This window comes from Haloarcula quadrata, assembly GCF_003634715.1.
Lineage (GTDB): Archaea > Halobacteriota > Halobacteria > Halobacteriales > Haloarculaceae > Haloarcula > Haloarcula marismortui.
In genome coordinates, this window is the sequence record NZ_RBWW01000001.1 from 553,292 (window position 1) to 568,918 (window position 15,627).

The 15,627-nt window shown below is 65.0% G+C and carries 15 protein-coding genes; 9 read left to right on the forward strand and 6 right to left on the reverse strand.

Annotation, left to right across the window (positions count from 1 at the left end):
• Nucleotides 1–31: 31 nt before the first annotated feature.
• Together BDK61_RS02855 and mutS are read right to left on the reverse strand one after the other, a co-directional pair.
• On the reverse strand, nucleotides 32–1,972 hold the full coding sequence (locus BDK61_RS02855) for an ATP-binding protein (protein WP_121302249.1): 1,941 nt from the start codon (nucleotides 1,970–1,972) through the stop codon (nucleotides 32–34).
• Between the two features lie 74 nt (nucleotides 1,973–2,046).
• Entirely contained in the window at nucleotides 2,047–4,812 is a 2,766-nt protein-coding gene (gene mutS, locus BDK61_RS02860) for a DNA mismatch repair protein MutS (RefSeq protein WP_121302250.1), read from the reverse strand.
• Between the two features lie 105 nt (nucleotides 4,813–4,917).
• On the opposite strand from mutS, the gene BDK61_RS02865 reads away from it, so the two are divergent.
• Complete coding sequence (locus BDK61_RS02865) at nucleotides 4,918–5,310, forward strand: nuclear transport factor 2 family protein (protein ID WP_121302251.1); 393 nt, start codon at nucleotides 4,918–4,920, stop codon at nucleotides 5,308–5,310.
• Nucleotides 5,311–5,317: 7 nt separating this feature from the next.
• Here the strand turns inward: BDK61_RS02865 and BDK61_RS02870 are convergent, their stop codons facing one another.
• A complete protein-coding gene (locus BDK61_RS02870; protein WP_121302252.1) occupies nucleotides 5,318–5,920 on the reverse strand; it encodes a class I SAM-dependent methyltransferase in 603 nt (200 codons plus the stop codon).
• Nucleotides 5,921–5,966: 46 nt separating this feature from the next.
• A complete protein-coding gene (gene hisA, locus BDK61_RS02875; RefSeq protein WP_121302253.1) occupies nucleotides 5,967–6,707 on the reverse strand; it encodes a 1-(5-phosphoribosyl)-5-[(5-phosphoribosylamino)methylideneamino]imidazole-4-carboxamide isomerase in 741 nt (246 codons plus the stop codon).
• Between the two features lie 109 nt (nucleotides 6,708–6,816).
• Here hisA and BDK61_RS02880 point away from each other — a divergent pair, with 109 nt between their 5' ends.
• The 6 genes from BDK61_RS02880 (at nucleotide 6,817) to BDK61_RS02905 (ending at nucleotide 12,218) form a co-directional block, all read left to right on the forward strand.
• A complete protein-coding gene (locus BDK61_RS02880) occupies nucleotides 6,817–7,737 on the forward strand; it encodes a hypothetical protein (protein ID WP_121302254.1) in 921 nt (306 codons plus the stop codon).
• A gap of 69 nt (nucleotides 7,738–7,806) precedes the next feature.
• Entirely contained in the window at nucleotides 7,807–9,015 is a 1,209-nt protein-coding gene (locus BDK61_RS02885; protein WP_011224281.1) for an inorganic phosphate transporter, read from the forward strand.
• Between the two features lie 124 nt (nucleotides 9,016–9,139).
• Complete coding sequence (gene fer1 / locus BDK61_RS02890) at nucleotides 9,140–9,529, forward strand: ferredoxin Fer1 (protein WP_121302255.1); 390 nt, start codon at nucleotides 9,140–9,142, stop codon at nucleotides 9,527–9,529.
• Nucleotides 9,530–9,631: 102 nt separating this feature from the next.
• Complete coding sequence (locus BDK61_RS02895) at nucleotides 9,632–10,657, forward strand: A24 family peptidase (RefSeq protein WP_121302256.1); 1,026 nt, start codon at nucleotides 9,632–9,634, stop codon at nucleotides 10,655–10,657.
• 47 nt (nucleotides 10,658–10,704) lie between these two features.
• The gene (hisI, locus tag BDK61_RS02900; protein ID WP_121302257.1) at nucleotides 10,705–11,067 is read left to right on the forward strand and encodes a phosphoribosyl-AMP cyclohydrolase; all 363 of its coding nucleotides are present in this window, start codon (nucleotides 10,705–10,707) and stop codon (nucleotides 11,065–11,067) included.
• Complete coding sequence (locus tag BDK61_RS02905; protein ID WP_121302258.1) at nucleotides 11,067–12,218, forward strand: DUF7118 family protein; 1,152 nt, start codon at nucleotides 11,067–11,069, stop codon at nucleotides 12,216–12,218. Before hisI ends, BDK61_RS02905 begins: the two co-directional genes overlap by 1 nt.
• Here BDK61_RS02905 and glmM read toward each other — a convergent pair.
• Complete coding sequence (gene glmM / locus BDK61_RS02910; protein ID WP_121302259.1) at nucleotides 12,203–13,582, reverse strand: phosphoglucosamine mutase; 1,380 nt, start codon at nucleotides 13,580–13,582, stop codon at nucleotides 12,203–12,205. The two genes, BDK61_RS02905 and glmM, sit on opposite strands and share 16 nt — an antisense overlap.
• Nucleotides 13,583–13,668: 86 nt before the next feature.
• On the opposite strand from glmM, the gene pyrE reads away from it, so the two are divergent.
• Complete coding sequence (pyrE, locus tag BDK61_RS02915) at nucleotides 13,669–14,220, forward strand: orotate phosphoribosyltransferase (protein ID WP_004959471.1); 552 nt, start codon at nucleotides 13,669–13,671, stop codon at nucleotides 14,218–14,220.
• Between the two features lie 85 nt (nucleotides 14,221–14,305).
• Entirely contained in the window at nucleotides 14,306–14,554 is a 249-nt protein-coding gene (locus tag BDK61_RS02920) for a glutathione S-transferase N-terminal domain-containing protein (RefSeq protein WP_121302260.1), read from the forward strand.
• A 58-nt stretch (nucleotides 14,555–14,612) separates the two neighbouring features.
• On the opposite strand, the gene BDK61_RS02925 is transcribed toward BDK61_RS02920, so the two are convergent.
• Nucleotides 14,613–15,581, reverse strand: coding sequence for a transcriptional regulator (locus BDK61_RS02925; RefSeq protein ID WP_005537026.1), 969 nt, complete (start codon nucleotides 15,579–15,581; stop codon nucleotides 14,613–14,615).
• Nucleotides 15,582–15,627: the final 46 nt, after the last annotated feature.

Below are 15,627 nucleotides of genomic sequence, written 5' to 3' on the forward strand. Positions count from 1 at the left end.
GCTGTCCCGTACCGGTGTCTTTCTGGCCTGTTCAGGCAGGTTCGAGGCCTGTCACCTCAAACCGCGCGCCGCCGGCCTCGCTCTCGGTGGCTGTGACCGTCCACCCGTGGACCTCGGCGAGCCGCTGAACGATTTTGAGTCCGAACCCGGTCCCGTTCTCGCCGGTCGAGTAGCCCTCTTCGAACACCTGCTCGCGGTCGTCCTCCGGGATGCCCGGTCCGTCGTCGGCGACGTAGAACCCGTTTCGGTCCGTGTCTTTGATGACACCGACTCGCACAGTTGCGCTCCCGTCACTGTGGTCGGTGTCGTCGTCAGCCGGCGCCTGAGCGCCTGTAGACCCATGTTCAACACTGTTCCGAAGGAGGTTCGCTAACAGCCGCCGGAGTTTTGCCGTATCTGCCTGAACCTGACGGTCGCCTTCGACGACGAGCGTCGCCTGATCACTCTCGACGCTTTGCCAGCACTCTTCAACGATGCCGGTAAGCGCAACGGATTCGAGGTCAGTCGCCGTTTCGCCGGCGCGTGCAAACGCCAAGAGGTCGTCTATCAGCGCTCGCATTCGCTCATGGGCACGCGACACCTTGTCGAGTGCGTCGCTGTCGTATTCTGCTCTGGCCAGTTCCAGATTCCCCTCCGCGACAGTCAGTGGGTTTCGGAGGTCGTGGCTGACGATGCTTGTGAACTCGTCGAGGCGCTCGTTCTGGCGTTCCAACTGCTGTTCGTACGCCTTGCGCTGGGAGATATCCCGGCCGATACCCACGGTCCCGACGGGCGCCCCATCAGCATCAGTCAGCTGTGTTCCGGCAAACTCGTACGGAATCCGCTCTCCATCGGCAGTCAGAATCTCCGCTTCGACAGTTACCCGGCCGCTGGCCCGCGTTTTCTCTACCGCCGCGGCGACCGTCTCGTGCTCGTCGGCGGGGAAGAACTCAGAGACGGACATCTCGTCGATCTCGTCGTCGCTGTATCCTGTGACTTCGGGGATGCGCTCGTTCCATCGCTGAAGACTGCCGTCCGTGCCGATAACATAGAACAGGTCATACAGGGTATTCAGCGCCTGATCGATGAAATCGCGCTCCTCGCGGAGCTGACGGTCACGGTCGAGACGGTTAAGCGCCGCCGTCGCGTGGACTGAGAGCGTCCGCGCGAGCGTGACATCTGTGTCATCGAATGCACCTATCTCGCATGATCCGATGAGGAGGACACCATGGTCACCGAGCGGAAGGATGAGTTCGCTCTGGATGTCCGTGTCCGGATTATACCGGTCCGGACTTGACGCGACATCGTTGTGAACCCGCGTTTCGCCGGTTTCGAAGGCCTGCCATGCGAGGCCATCTCCGGGCTCGAAGACCGGCGGCATCCCGATGAGCTCTTCTACCTGATTGGTCCATGCGGCCGGATACAGACCGTCGCCGTCGGCGAAGTGAACCGCGTTGGCCGGCATATTGAGGATCGTCCGAGCCGCGTCCACGGTGACCTGTGCAACCGCATCAGCAGTCGTGGCTCGCATGAACGCCCTGGCGGTGGAGTGTAGCTCCTCGATAGCACGCTCTCGGCGTGTACTCTGTGTGGGTTCGATATCGTCGGCTGTCCGTTCGACGGCGTTGACGACGGTGTGTGCGAGTCGTGCGTACGGTTCCGCGCCGCCGTCAGCCCGGAGGTACTCGGTGACACCGGCGGAAATCGCGTCACTGGCGGCTGCTTCATTTCCCTCGGTGGTGAACAGAACGAACGGCATGTCCGGCGATTGCTTGCGGACCGCATCGAGGAACTCGACGCCGGTCTGTCCCGGCAGGTCGTAGCCGGCGATGACACAGTCGAACGTACCCTCATCGAGTCGCTTGAGGCCGTCGGCAACGTTCGTCTCCGTCTCGACCGTGATACCACAGTGCGCCTGTTTCAGCGCACCTGTGGCCGCTTCGACGACAGCCGGGTCGTCGTCGACGTGGAGAACGTAAATCCGGTCGCTCATTGCCTTCTAGCAGTGACAACTCCCGTATACACCTTCCGCCGTGAATATCTTCGCTGAAAATCGGGCGCTGTCTGCTACTCGTCGTCCAGTTCGGCCTGCCACTCCTGTACTTTCGCCATCAGTTCGACCGGCGGCGTCTCGTTGACATCCAGTTCTGTTAGTTCCGAGAGGACGGCCTCGGTCTCAGAATCGAGCGACGCTGCCCTCTCGTCGCCTTCGGGGCCTTCAGCTGCGGCCTCGCCGGGCGCGTGTTCGGGGTCACCGTCGGTCGCAACCGGCTCAGCCGTGGAACCGGCTGCTGCGTCCCCGGACTGGACCGCGCCGTCCCTGAACTGCCCCGAATCCAGGTCGAAGACGGCCTGTGTCGTTCCGCCGTCATTCTGCTCGCTGCCGCGAATCTCGATAGCCTTGTCGTCGCGCAGTCGGTCGAGCACCGCCTGTGAGCGGTCGACGACTGGCTCGGGGACGCCGGCAAGGTCGGCGACGTGGACGCCGTAGGAGCGGTCGCTCGGGCCGTCCCGGACCGTTCGGAGGAACGTCACGTCGCCGTCGCTGCCCGCAGACCGGGGCTCGCCGTCGACCGCGACGTGGACGTTTTCGACAGTCGGCAGTTCCTCGCCCAGCGCCGTCAGCTCGTGGTAGTGAGTCGCAAACAGCGTCTTCGACTGAATGGAGTTAACGATGTACTCCGTCGCCGCCCAGGCGATTGAAATACCGTCGAAAGTAGCCGTCCCGCGACCCACCTCGTCCAGTATCACGAGTGATTCGTCCGTGGCCGAGTGGAGAATGTTCGAGAGCTCCTGCATCTCGACCATGAACGTCGAGCGCCCCTGCGCGAGTTCGTCCAGCGCGCCGACGCGAGTGAAGATGCCGTCCACCAGTCCAACCGTCGCCGACCGCGCCGGCACGAAACTGCCCACCTGCGCGAGCAGCGTGATGAGCGCAGCCTGGCGCATATACGTCGACTTCCCGCTCATGTTCGGCCCGGTGACGATGAGGAACTGCCGGTCGTCGTCCATGTAGAGGTCGTTCGGCACGAACTCGGTGGTCTGCTCGACGACCGGGTGGCGGCCGGCCTCGATGGACAGTTCGTTGCCGTCGACGACCGCTGGTCGGGTCCAGTCGTTCTCGACGGCGTGGACCGCCAGTGACGCGAACGCGTCCAGTTCCGCCAGCGTCCGGCCCACGTCCTGCAGTAGCGTCGCGCGCTGGGCCACGCGCTCCCGAAGTTCCTGGAAGCGCTCATACTCCATGTCGTGGCGGCGCTCCTCCAAGCGTAACACGTCCCGTTCTTTCTCGTCGAGTTCGGGCGTCGTGTAGCGTTTGGAGTTTTTCAGCGTCTTGATGTGCTGGTACTTGTCCGGGACGGCGTCGGTCTCGCTCTTCCCGACCTGGATGTAGTAGCCGTCGGTCTTGTTCCGGTCGACCGAGAGATGGGTGATGCCGGTCCGCTCCTTCTCGCGGTCCGGCAGCGTTTCCAGCCACTCCAGCGCGGCCTCGTGTTCGTCGATAATCTCGTCAAGGTCGCCGTCGTACCCCCGTTTGAACAGGCCGCCCTGGCGCACCGTCCCCGGCGGGTCTGCGACCAGTGCGCTGTCCAACTCGGCGGCTAGCGAATCGGCAGCCTCGCGGTCAGCTCCGTCGAGCGCGTCGGCAAGCGGCGACTCGGCCAGCCGTTCGGTCTCGGTCACGGCGTCGGCGACCTGCCCCAACAGTGCCAGCGTTTCCTGAACTGCTCGCAGGTCCCGCGCGTCGGCGCTCCCCGACGTGGCCCGTGCGGCCAGCCGTTCGAGGTCGTAGGCGTCCGACAGCGTCTCTCGAATCCGCTCGCGGGCCATCGCCGCCTCCGACAGCGCCGCAACGCAAGACTGCCGGCGCTGGAGTTCGGCCTGGTTTCGTCGGGGCCGCTGGAGCCACTGCTGGAGCAGTCGCCCGCCGGCGGCCGTGACCGTGTGGTCGATAGTGTCGAACAGCGACCCCGAACTGTCGCCCTGCATGGTCTCTGTGAGTTCGAGGTTGCGCTGGGTCGTCGCGTCGAGGTCGACGTGGTCGCGCTCGCCGTACGCTTGCAGGCGCGTGACCGCCGCCAGCGTCCCGACGCCGGTGTCCTCGACGTAGGACAGCACTGCGCCGGCGGCCCGGACTGCTACGTTCTGGTCACCGATGCCGACGCTGTCGACCGTCTCGCTCCCGAACTGCTCGCGGACAGTGTGGCTCGCCCGCCCCGGCTCGAACGATGCTGAATCGTGGAGCGTCAGCGCCGCGTCCGTCCGCTCGCGCAGGCGGTCAAGAAATTCGTCGTCGTTCCGGAGCTCCGGGCCGGGGAGAATCTCGGCCGGCCCGAACGTGTACAGCTCTGTCAGCGCCTCGCCCGCGTCGGCGTCGTCCAGTTGCGTGACCTGAAACTGGCCCGTGGTCACGTCCGTCGCGGCGATACCGTAGGTGTCGCCGCCGTCCCTGCTGGCCTCCCGGACGACCGCGGCGAGGTACTGCGCCGACTCGTCGCCGGTCTCCAGATGCGTTCCGGGCGTAACGACCCGCGTTATTTCGCGAGCGTGGCCGTTCTCGGTCTCGTGCTGGTCGGCGATGGCGACCCGGTAGCCCCGCTCGACCAGCGCGGAGACGTACGGCGTCAGGTCGTCGACCGGAACCCCTGCCATCGGGTACGACGAGCCATGCGAGGATTTCTGGCTCACCTTCAGGTCGAGTTCGTCGGCGACGATCTCGGCGTCCTCGTCGAAAAACTCGTAGAAGTCGCCACACTGCATCGCCAGCAGGTCCGCGTCGGTCCCCTCCTTGAGCGTGAGGAACTCCCCGACGATTCCCGTCGCCTCTGTCATACACGTCCGTGTGGCCGTCCGCGGCGTAAGGATTGCGGGTCGGGAGAGCGTGGTCGCGGCCGCCGGGCGTGGCCAGTGAAGGGGCCACAGGCCGTAGGGCTGAGTATGAACGCAGCAGAGACTATCGCGGCCTACTACGCCGCGCTCCGGGCCGGCGAGCCGCTCGGCCCCTTTTTCGCCGATGACGCAGACCGCTCGGTCGTCAAGTTCGGCATCTCTGAACAGCTGCTCGGGACCAACGCCATTAGAACGGGACTGCAGGACCAGACCGAGACGACGGCCGACTGGACTGTCGAGAGCCATGCGCTCCGGGTGACAGAACGCGAGGACTGCGCGTGGTTCAGCGACGACGTGACACTGTGCTGGACTGACACGGAGACGGGAACGCGACACGCGTACGACACCCGCTGGAGCGGGACGCTGGTGGCCACAGACGAGGCCCGCCCGTGGCAGTTCGTTGGGATGCACGTCAGCACTGCCGACGAGCTGGGGGAGTAGTGAGTTACTACGCGTCGGCGAGCGTGGCGAAGACGAACTCGCTATCGCTCCCGAGGGGGTCCGTCGCAGTGACGGTCTCCGTGTCGGTGAAGCCGGCGTCGGCCAACTGGTCGAGCGTCGCCCGCCGACCCGGCGCTGAGAAGAACATCGACCCGCCCATCCAGCCGCGACGGACGGTCTCGAACTGGCCGCTCGGCAGCGTCATCAACACAGTGCCGCCCGGCCGGAGGACGCGGGCGAACTCCCGGTAGACCTCCGGGTGCTGGTCTCGCTGGACGTGAAAGACGGCGTGGTAGGCCGTGACGGCGTCCACGCTGTCGGTCGCAACCGGAAGCGCCGTCATGTCACCCTGCACGAGCCGGCTGTCCGGTACTGTCTCGGTGGCGAGGTTCAGACCCGCACGCGAGAAGTCCAGACCGACGCTGTTCGGCGGGAGGTTCGCAAGCGTCCGCGCGCCGTCACCACAGCCTACGTCGAGAACTGTCGGCGCTTCGGGGAGCCGTTCGAGCAAGTCCTCAAGCAGGGCTGCGTCCGACCCGGTCGGGTCGCGCCGCTCGGCGTAGGTCTCGGAGACACTGTCCCACGCGTGGCGCACCTCGTTGCGGTCCATACGTCTTGTGAGGGCGCCACACGGTTATGCGTTCAGCCGGCCCGGGTTATTCCGATGACTCGCCGAGCGCGTCAATCGCCGCATCGAGCGTGAACTGTCCCTCGTAGAGGGCGCTGCCGACGACGACGGCGGCGGCCCCCGCTGACCGGAGCGCCAGCACGTCATCGATGGTCGCGACGCCGCCGCTGGCGATGACGGGGATGTCGACGCTATCGACCAGACGACGAACTGGGTCCGTTCGCACCCCGTCGAGCTGTCCCTCCACGTCCACGTCGGTAAACAGGATGCCACCTGCCCCGAGGTCGGCGTACCGCCCGGCGGCGTCGGCGGGGTCCAGACCGGTCCCCTCGGTCCAGCCCGACACCACGACCTCGCCGTCCTTCGAGTCGAGGCTCACGAGGACACTGCCGGGGTGTTCGTCGCTGATTTCGCCGACGATTTCCGGCGTCTCGACGGCCGCTGTGCCGAGGATAACGCGGTCCAGCCCGCGGTCAAGCAGCGACACGGCGTCCTCGGCGGTCCGGATACCGCCACCGAGTTGCACGTCCACGTCGGCTCCCACCGCGTCGAGGACGGCGTCGATGGCCGCCGCGTTCTGTCGCTCGCCCTCGAACGCGCCGTCGAGGTCGACGAGATGGAGTGTCCGCGCCCCGGCGTCCACCCACCGCTGTGCGGCCTCGACCGGGTCGCCGTAGGTTTTCTCGGTGCCGCGTTCGCCGCCGACCAACTGGACCACCTGTCCGTCCTGCATGTCGACCGCGGGAACGACCTCGAACTCGGGGTACATGGCCGGTGGTCCGGTGGCAGCCGTCGAAAGCGTGTCGGTCCGAGACGTACGGCGGCTGTCTGACCCAGTGTACCCCCATGCTTTTACGCTGTGATAGGAAAGGTCAGCTATGGTTATGGCAACATTCGTCCTCACACCGCTCGCCCGTCGGCTCGAAGCAGTCATGTTCGGGCGATACGAGCGCGAGTACCGACTGTTTGAACAGGCCGTGCTGGTCGTCGCTGTCGGGCTGGCGCTGGCCTGGGGACTGGCCGCGTTCGGTGTTCTACCGCTCGGTGCCGGGACGGAATCAATGCTTGCGACCGCTGCGAGCATCGCCATTTCGGCGTTCGTCGTTGTTGGTCTGTTACAGTTCCTCGTCCTTGCAAACGTCCTCGAGCGGACAAACGAGGATGTCGCTACCAAGGCCGCTGAACTCGAAGAGGCAGCCGAGCAACTGGAGACGACCGCCGAAGAACTGGAAACGACCGCTGACGAGGTCGAAAACGCCGCTGAAACGGTCGACGAGGCAGCCGAAGACGTCGAGCAGACAGCGGACGAAGTCGAGCAGACGGCCGACGAGGTGGAACAGACTGCGGGCGAAGTGGAAGAAACCGTCGACGAAGTCGAACAGACAGCCGAAGAGGTCGAGCAGACGGCCGACGAAGTCGAACAGACTGCGACCGAGACCGGCGACGAGGACGCCGCCGAGAAGGTGACGGAAGTCAAAGACAAGACGACTGAGGTCAAGGACAAGACAACGGAAGTCAAAGACAAGACGACTGAAGTCAAGGACAAAGCGACGGACGCGAAAGACAAGACCACTGAAGTGAAAAACAAAACGACCGAGGTCAAGGACAAGACCAGCGACGCGAAACAGACCGCTGAATCCGTCACCGACGAAGTCGAAGCGGCCAAGGAAACGGCAAACGAGGTCGAGGAGACCGCGGCGGAGGTCGAGGAGACCGTCCCGGCTGACGACGACCTTCTCGCTGACGAGGGTGGCGAGTCCGACACCGACGACGGTGGCTCGGCCGAGCAGTCGCCGTAGCGGCTGCCGTCGCCGCTCGTCCGAGTACCTGTTCGGTACGTTTTAACCCAGTGAGGGACTGGCACCTGTATGGTCGAAGTTCTCTTTGCCCTCGGTGTTCTGGTAGCTATCTTCGTCGGCTTCAATATCGGGGGGTCGTCCACGGGTGTCGCGTTCGGGCCCGCGGTCGGGTCGAACACGCTTTCGAAGCTTTCGGCGGCAGCCCTGATGACGATATTCGCGATGGCTGGCGGCCTCATCGTCGGGCCGGCCGTCGTCGAGAGCCTTGGCAGTGACCTCGTCGCCACGCAGTTCTCACCGCTGATCAGCATCGTTGTCCTGTTTTTCATCGGCGTCGCGCTGTTCCTCTCGAACGTGGTCGGGGTTCCGGCGTCGACATCGATGACGGCCGTTGGCGCTATCGCCGGGCTAGGCCTCGCCCGCGGGACATTGAACGCCGCCCTGATGCTCGAAATCGTCTCGTGGTGGCTTGTCTCGCCGATTATCGCCTTCTGGGTCAGCGGCGTCATCGGGCGGTACTTCTACCCGACACTCGTCGAGTGGTTCGCCGTCTCACAGAGCGAAGGAGCGCTGCTGGATTTCGATCGGTCCGGTTCGATTCCGCGGCCGGGGCTCGGCGAGAATACGACACAACGTGAGTTCGTCGGGACCGTCGTCGTCATCGGTATCGGCTGTTACATGGGCTTCTCGGCGGGGGCGTCGAACGTCGCCAACGCTGTTGCGCCCCTCGTCGGCAACGGCTCACTGGAGTTGTACCCGGCTATTCTGCTCGGCGGCGGCGCTATCGGCCTCGGTGCGTTCACCATCGCTCGCCGGACGATGGACACGGTCGGCAACGACCTGACCGACCTCCCGCTGGTCGCTGCCATCGTCGTCGCGGCAGTCGCATCGACCATCGTCACCTTCCTCTCCGCGCTGGGTATCCCAGCGAGCTTCGTCATCATCGCCACGATGAGCATCGTCGGGCTCGGGTGGGGCCGTGCGACGCGAACGACGAGCCTCTCTGACACTGTGCAGGGCGAGGCACCCGTCGCATCCGTCGGTGCGCTGACCACCGACGCGGACGCCGCGGATGCGCCGACTGTCGGCGGCAAGAAAGGGACGCCGAAGCCGGCCGAGACCGAGCCCATCGGCGAGGAATCGCGCGAGGACATCCCGTCGGCGTCGGACCTGTTCGAGCCCGGCACGACTGCCAGAGTGATATTCCTCCAGAACGTCGTCCCCTCGATTGCGACGCTCGCGGCGTATCTGGTGTTCCGGTTTCTGCCCATCGCCTGAGGGGTAATCGGCCCCGAACAGCCGTCGTAAATTCTCGATGAATCCCCGCGCCGTCCCTCATTATTTTGCACGGCCTAAAACGGAAGGGCAAAGTCTAACAGGGCGGGGTTCAAACAATCAGGTGATGCCCACGGTAGAGTACCTTAACTACGAAGTAGTGGACGATAACGGCTGGGACATGTACGACGACGACGTCTTCGGAGAGGCGTCGGATATGGACCTCGACGATGAGGACTACGGGTCCCTCAAGGTGAACGAAGGCGAGTACATCCTTGAGGCCGCCGAGGCACAGGGCTACGACTGGCCCTTCTCGTGCCGCGCCGGTGCCTGTGCGAACTGTGCCGCCATCGTTCTCGAAGGCGACATCGACATGGACATGCAGCAGATCCTCAGCGACGAGGAAGTCGAAGACAAGAACGTTCGCCTGACCTGTATCGGCAGCCCGGACGCCGACGAGGTCAAGATCGTCTACAACGCCAAGCATCTCGACTACCTGCAGAACCGCGTCATCTAACGCGGCTCCTGTAGCGCACTACGCTTTCTTCTCCCGGTAGCAACTGCTCAGGAGAACCGTCGTATCGGAACCATTAGGGGCACCCCTGTACTGCGTATAGCCGTGCTCGGGTCGATACCGGACCTGCTTCGACTGGTCGCCGTCCCGGTGTTTGGGTGGGCGGCCTACCGCGACGTGAAAACTCGCCGGGTGCCCAACCGGACTTGGACCCCACTTGCCGCGCTGGCGGTCGTCCTCCTGCTGTGGGACGCCTACACCGTCTGGACCGGCCCGACAGCGGTCGGCCAGCGGCTGTTTCTTATCAGGGTTGCAATCAGTCTCGGCTTCGTTATTCCGCTGTCGTACGGCTTCTGGCTCATCGGCGGCTTCGGCGGGGCCGATGCGAAGGCGTTCATGCTCATCGCCGTTCTCTTTCCCATCTATCCGGTGTACTACTTGCCCATGCCAAGCGTCGCGCTCCCGCTTCAGCAGACTGCTATCCGCGTCTTTTCGCTGACGGTACTCTCGAACACCGTGCTTGCCGGCGTCGTCTACCCGCTGGCTGTCGCCGCCGGGAACCTCGCCCGGGGGCGATTTTCGCTGGCGATGTTCATCGGGCGGCCCGTCGCTGTCGCCGACGTCACCGAAGAGTACGGCCGACTGCTCGAATCGCCTGACGGGTTCGACCGTGGCGGCCTCGACCTCGACGCGCTCCGGATGTACCTCCAGTGGCGCGGCTGCTCGCTCGCTGATATCCGTGCCGACCCAGCGCAGCATCGGCTTCCGACCTCCCTTCCGGCAGTCCCGAACGACCCCGGCGACGGGTCTCTGGCGACCGATGGCGGCGACTCGGCGTCCGGCGATGTGGCCGAACCGTCAACGAACGACATCGGGGCCGATGGGATGGACCACCCCGACCAAATCGACGACCCATGGGGTGCCGAGCGGTTCCTTGACGATATCGACCACTCGGCCTACGGCACCTCACCCCAGCAGCTCCGTGATGGGCTGGACGTGCTGGTCGAACAGGACGAGGTGTGGATTTCGCCCGGGATTCCGTTCCTCGTCCCGATGTTCGCGGGGCTGGTCGTTTCACTCACCTACGGCGACGTGCTGTTCTCGCTGTTGCAGGCAGTCGGGCTGGCCTGACCGCTGACAGCAGAAGACCTATTTTGCGGACACACCTCGGCCCGAGTATGACCGACGTCGACCTCGCGTTCGACGAGCAGGAGTACATCCCGGCAGTCGCGCAGGACGCAGACTCCGGTGACGTGCTCATGCTTGCCTACGTCACCGAGGAAGCGCTCCGGAAGACCCGCGAGACGGGGGAGGCCCACTACTACTCGCGGAGCCGGGACGAACTCTGGCACAAGGGCGGGACGAGCGGCCACACGCAGGCCGTCGAAGAGGTGCGGGTCGACTGCGACGGGGACGCGCTGCTGTACATCGTCGACCAGACTGGCGGGGCCTGCCACACCGGTTACGAGTCCTGTTTCCACCGGACCGTCGACGGCGAGACGGTCGGTGAGCAAGTGTTCGACCCCGACGACGTGTACTGATGGCGCGATCCGATACTGAGATCGAAAGCGGTGCGGGACCCCCCGACGCCGTGGAACGCCTCGAACAGGCCGCCGACGCGTACGCCCGGGCACACGAACGCGTTGATTCGGTTGGCGCAGACGCGCTCCGTGACTGCCGTGACATCTACCGCGAACTGTGGAACCTGCTCGAAAGCTACGACGGCCGAGCGACCGGTGGTGGCGACTTCGAGGCGTTCATGGAGTTTCAGGGCCGGGTCGGGACGCTGACCGACGACCTCTCCGAAGACCTGCCCGAACGGGATACCTTCGAAGAAATCGACGACTTCCTCCAGCAGCGGCGGCTCACCGAAAGCGACTTCGAGCAGGCCCGGGAGATGCTGTCTCCCATCGGCGACCTCGTCGGGCGACTTGACGAACTTGACGACGCACGCGAGCAGTACAAAAAAGCCCGAACGGACGCCGGCCGTCGACGCGACGAACTGAGCGACCGTATCGACGAGCTGGAACGCCTCCAGCGGCTCGGTGATGCCGACCTTGACGCGCCGGTCGAGCACCTTCGTGAGCCAATCGAGCGCTACAACGACGCCGTTACCGAGGCATTCACCGATTTTCGGCGCAACACGCCCGCTAGAGACGCGCTGGTGGTTATCGAGCGAGCGGACGCGTATCCGCTGGTCGAGTTCCGGTCCCCACCCGCGGAACTGCTGACGTACGTTCGCGAGCACGACGCCGGGACCGAACCGATTCCGAAACTGCTGGAGTACGCCGACTACTCCGCCTCGAAACTGGACCACTACGTCGACGACGCCGCAGCGCTCCGCAGTGCTGTCGCCACCCGGCAGACGTATCTCCGGCGGCTTGACGCCGAGCCGGTGCGGGTCGACTGGCCGCCGCCATCGGCGACCGCTCTGCCATGGCTCTGCCGAGCGTACCGCTCGGTTGTTGCCCGCTTCGCGGATGAGTCGGTCGTCGCCGCGCTCCGGGAGGTGCGTGGACTCGCGGAGCGAGACGACTACGAGCGGCTCCGGGAGAGCGCTCTCGCTCGCTCGGAACTCACAGAAGCTGAGCGCGAACGGCTGGCAAGCGGTGCTGTCGAACAAGAACTGTCAGCTGCCCGCGAGGCCAGAGCGGCTATCGACGACGCGCTGGACACCTATTCGCCGCTGTAAGTATTCGTTTGCTGGGTCGCGCGGCTGACCATCGTTTCGGCGAGTTCCTCGGCGCGGTCAAGTGTGCGCGCTTCGGCGTAGACCCGGACGACGGGCTCCGTGCCAGACGGTCGAGCAAGTACCCAGCCGTCGCCGTAGTCGAGGCGGTAGCCGTCTGTCGTATCGAGGTCGGCCGTCGCCTCGTTCGCATGGGCCTCGATACCTTCGAGCATTGATTCGCGCTCTTCCTCGGTCTCGTATTCGAGGTTCCGACGGACGTTGTAGTAGTCGTCGTAGTCCGCGGCGACCTCGCTTGCAGGCCGGTCAGCGACGAGTTCGAGGAACTTCGCGGCGGTGAACGCGCCGTCTCTGGCGATGCGGTAGTCGGGAAAGAGAATGCCGCCGTTGCCTTCGCCGGCAATCGCGACGTGGGTTCCCTCGTCTTGCAGTTTGCGGATACGGCTGACGATGTACGTCGAGCCGATAGGAGTCAGTGAGAGGGTCGCGCCGGCGTCCTCGACCACGTCGACCAGGCGCTGAGAGGCGTTGACCGCCGAGACGACGCCGTCGCCGGACTCGATTTCCGCCGCCGCGAGCGCGGCCAGCGCGGCGTCACCTTCGATATGGGTTCCGGTCTCGTCGACGAACATCCCGCGGTCGGCGTCGCCGTCGTGGGCAAAGCCGAGGTCGGCGTCGGTCGCGCGGACGAACGCCCGCAGGTCTTCGAGGTTCTCGGCGACGGGTTCGGGGTCACGGCCGGGGAAGTGGCCGTCGGGCTGGGTGTTGACGGTGTGGACTTCACAGCCGAGTTCGCGGAACAGGTCGGGGCTTGTAAGAGAGCCAGCTCCGTGGCCGGAGTCGACGACGATAGTGAGGTCGGCGTCGGCGATTCGGTCGCGGTCGACGGCAGCAAGCACCTGCTCGCGGTATCGGCGGCGGGCGCTCTCGATGGCGGTGTCCGACCCGACTGTCTCCCAGTCTGCGTAGTTTGGAGTGTCGTCCCGGAGCGACTGCTCGACGCGGTCGAGCGTGCTCCGTGTCAGTTCAACCCCGTCGGCGCCGATGAGCTTCACGCCGTTGTACGCGGCCGGATTGTGGCTCGCAGTAATCATTACGCCCGGGACCGCCTCACGCTCGCAGTAGGCCTGCAGTCCCGGCGTCGGCACGACGCCGAGGCGGTCGACATCGAACCCGACGGTCGTTAGGCCGCTGGTCGCGGCGTTGATGAACGTCCGCCCGGTCGTCCGCGTGTCCCGGGCGATCGCCACGCGGTCGTGGTCGTCACGCCAGACGTCCCCGGCGGCCTGTGCAACCCGAAGGACGTACCGCGGTGTCAGCTCATCGCCCGCGACACCTCGGACGCCGCTCGACCCGAACACTTGCATTCGAGCGAGTGTCTGAGGCGGAAGGGCTTAGGAATGTCGCTGTCTGAATCCAACAGTCATTAGCCCCGTGACCGTCCAGTGAGCGTATGGCAAACGACGAACTCATCGCGGCGCTGCGAGACGCTGACGCCGTCAAATTCGGAGAGTTCGAGCTCTCCCACGGCGGCACGTCGAACTACTACGTCGACAAGTACGTCTTCGAGACAAATCCCGACTGTCTGGACCTCATCGCCGGGGCCTTCGCCGAGCGTATCGCCGAGTGGGACACGGACGCCACGCTCGCCGGCGTCGCCCTCGGCGCGGTCCCGCTGGTCGCGGTCACCAGTGTCGAAACCGACATTCCATACGTCATCGCCCGCAAGCAGGCCAAGGAGTACGGGACGGGCAACCGAATCGAGGGCGACCTGACCGACGGCGAGGAGGTCATCATCCTCGAAGACATCGCCACGACCGGCCAGAGCGCGGTCGATGCCGCCGAGGCGCTCCGCGAGGCCGGTGCTGTCGTCAACCGCGTGCTCGTCGTCGTCGACCGCGAGGAAGGAGCCAGCGAGAACCTCGCCGACCACGACCTCGAACTCTCCTCGCTCGTGACCGCCTCTGACCTGCTCGCCGACGCGCCCGACGACATCGACGTGTAGCGCTGGCCGGAACGCTTTCGCCCCTGCACAGCCGGGACACACCACCGATGTGTTCTTGACGCTGGCTCGCCTACACGTGGGTGCAATGGCCAATCTCGAACTCTACGAACTCGAAGGCTGTCCGTACTGCGCGAAGGTAACGAAGAAACTCGACGAACTCGGGCTCGACTACGAATCCCACATGGTCCCACGGTCCCACGGCGAGCGGACCGAAGTGAAGGAGGTCTCTGGCCAGACCGGTGTTCCGGTACTCATCGACGAGGACAACGGCGTCGACGGAATGCCTGAGTCCGACGACATCGTCGAGTATCTCGAAGAAACGTACGGCCAGTAGACTCGGCGCTTGCGGTGGTTCTCGTTTTTACTTGGCAGCAACGACGGTAAGCGACCGCTCAGGCGACTTCCTCGCGGTCCTCGCCGCGCTCCATAATGAGGTCGCGCAGGTCGATGGCGTCCTCGATGTTCTCCATCTCTTCCTTTTCGATAAGCGCGGTCCCCTCGACGGACTCCCGTCGGAGCTCGTCGACGACGTACACCGACCGGGTCCGGGTCACCTCTCCGACCGAGGACATGATTCGGGCCCGTTTCTCGGCCGTTTCGGTGAACGCCGAGTGGCCGGCAAGGACCTGCCCGTGCTCGTCGTCGCTCTCGTTGACGCTCTTGAACGGCGCGCGGTCCGTCGGGTGGACCTCGAAGCCGATGCGGGTGAACACCGTCACAATCGGCTCGTCCTCCGGTGCGACATCGGGGTCGTCCGGTGTCGGCTCATCATCACGGACTTCCTCGGCGCCTTCGAGGACGCTCACCGGCGATGTCAGCGGGGCGTCGAATAGGTCTTCGAGTTCGGCGGCTACCTCGACGGAGGCGTCCATTCCGTCCTCGTATTTTGAGACCGTCCGCCGGGAGACGCCCAGTTCCTTCGCCAAGCGGCCCAGCGACCAGTCGCGGTCCTCGCGCACGTCGGCGAGAATTTCGGAGTCGATGTTGACGTAGAGTCCGCCCGGGGCGGCGTAGATGAGTGGCGGGACCTCCTCGACGAACAGGTCCATCGCGGTGTCGGGTGACAGCACGGGAACGCCGTGCCGGAAGTAGACGACACCGGGTTTCAGTTCCTCGTCGCGCGTTCGGAGGCCGATCACGATCGGGGTGGCATTCAGATACGTGCCCAGTCGCCGCATCTCGCCCCCGGTCTGTGCATCGAAGGCGTCGATGTTGCCCAGTATCTTCAGGAGCAACACGTCCTCACCGCGACGGGCAGCGATGTCGAAACTCTTCGGACGAATCGCACAGCGGTCGCTGACGAGGAAGCCAGCGTCTTCGAGCATCGCCATGACGTTTTCCACCAGCGCCGACCGTGACATAGTACTCTGTACCTCTACTGAGTCTAGCCCGCTCACCCATTATATG

What these genes read in the sequence shown, in the direction of transcription:
- BDK61_RS02905 (WP_121302258.1), top strand. Translation starts at nt 11,067, where the DNA reads ATGGCGCGATCCGATACTGAGATCGAAAGCGGTGCGGGACCCCCCGAC.
- BDK61_RS02920 (WP_121302260.1), top strand. Translation starts at nt 14,306, where the DNA reads ATGGCCAATCTCGAACTCTACGAACTCGAAGGCTGTCCGTACTGCGCG.
- glmM (WP_121302259.1), bottom strand. Translation starts at nt 13,582, where the DNA reads ATGCAAGTGTTCGGGTCGAGCGGCGTCCGAGGTGTCGCGGGCGATGAG.
- BDK61_RS02885 (WP_011224281.1), top strand. Translation starts at nt 7,807, where the DNA reads ATGGTCGAAGTTCTCTTTGCCCTCGGTGTTCTGGTAGCTATCTTCGTC.
- BDK61_RS02925 (WP_005537026.1), bottom strand. Translation starts at nt 15,581, where the DNA reads ATGTCACGGTCGGCGCTGGTGGAAAACGTCATGGCGATGCTCGAAGAC.
- BDK61_RS02855 (WP_121302249.1), bottom strand. Translation starts at nt 1,972, where the DNA reads ATGAGCGACCGGATTTACGTTCTCCACGTCGACGACGACCCGGCTGTC.
- BDK61_RS02870 (WP_121302252.1), bottom strand. Translation starts at nt 5,920, where the DNA reads ATGGACCGCAACGAGGTGCGCCACGCGTGGGACAGTGTCTCCGAGACC.
- hisA (WP_121302253.1), bottom strand. Translation starts at nt 6,707, where the DNA reads ATGTACCCCGAGTTCGAGGTCGTTCCCGCGGTCGACATGCAGGACGGA.
- pyrE (WP_004959471.1), top strand. Translation starts at nt 13,669, where the DNA reads ATGGCAAACGACGAACTCATCGCGGCGCTGCGAGACGCTGACGCCGTC.
- hisI (WP_121302257.1), top strand. Translation starts at nt 10,705, where the DNA reads ATGACCGACGTCGACCTCGCGTTCGACGAGCAGGAGTACATCCCGGCA.
- mutS (WP_121302250.1), bottom strand. Translation starts at nt 4,812, where the DNA reads ATGACAGAGGCGACGGGAATCGTCGGGGAGTTCCTCACGCTCAAGGAG.
- BDK61_RS02865 (WP_121302251.1), top strand. Translation starts at nt 4,918, where the DNA reads ATGAACGCAGCAGAGACTATCGCGGCCTACTACGCCGCGCTCCGGGCC.
- fer1 (WP_121302255.1), top strand. Translation starts at nt 9,140, where the DNA reads ATGCCCACGGTAGAGTACCTTAACTACGAAGTAGTGGACGATAACGGC.
- BDK61_RS02880 (WP_121302254.1), top strand. Translation starts at nt 6,817, where the DNA reads ATGGTTATGGCAACATTCGTCCTCACACCGCTCGCCCGTCGGCTCGAA.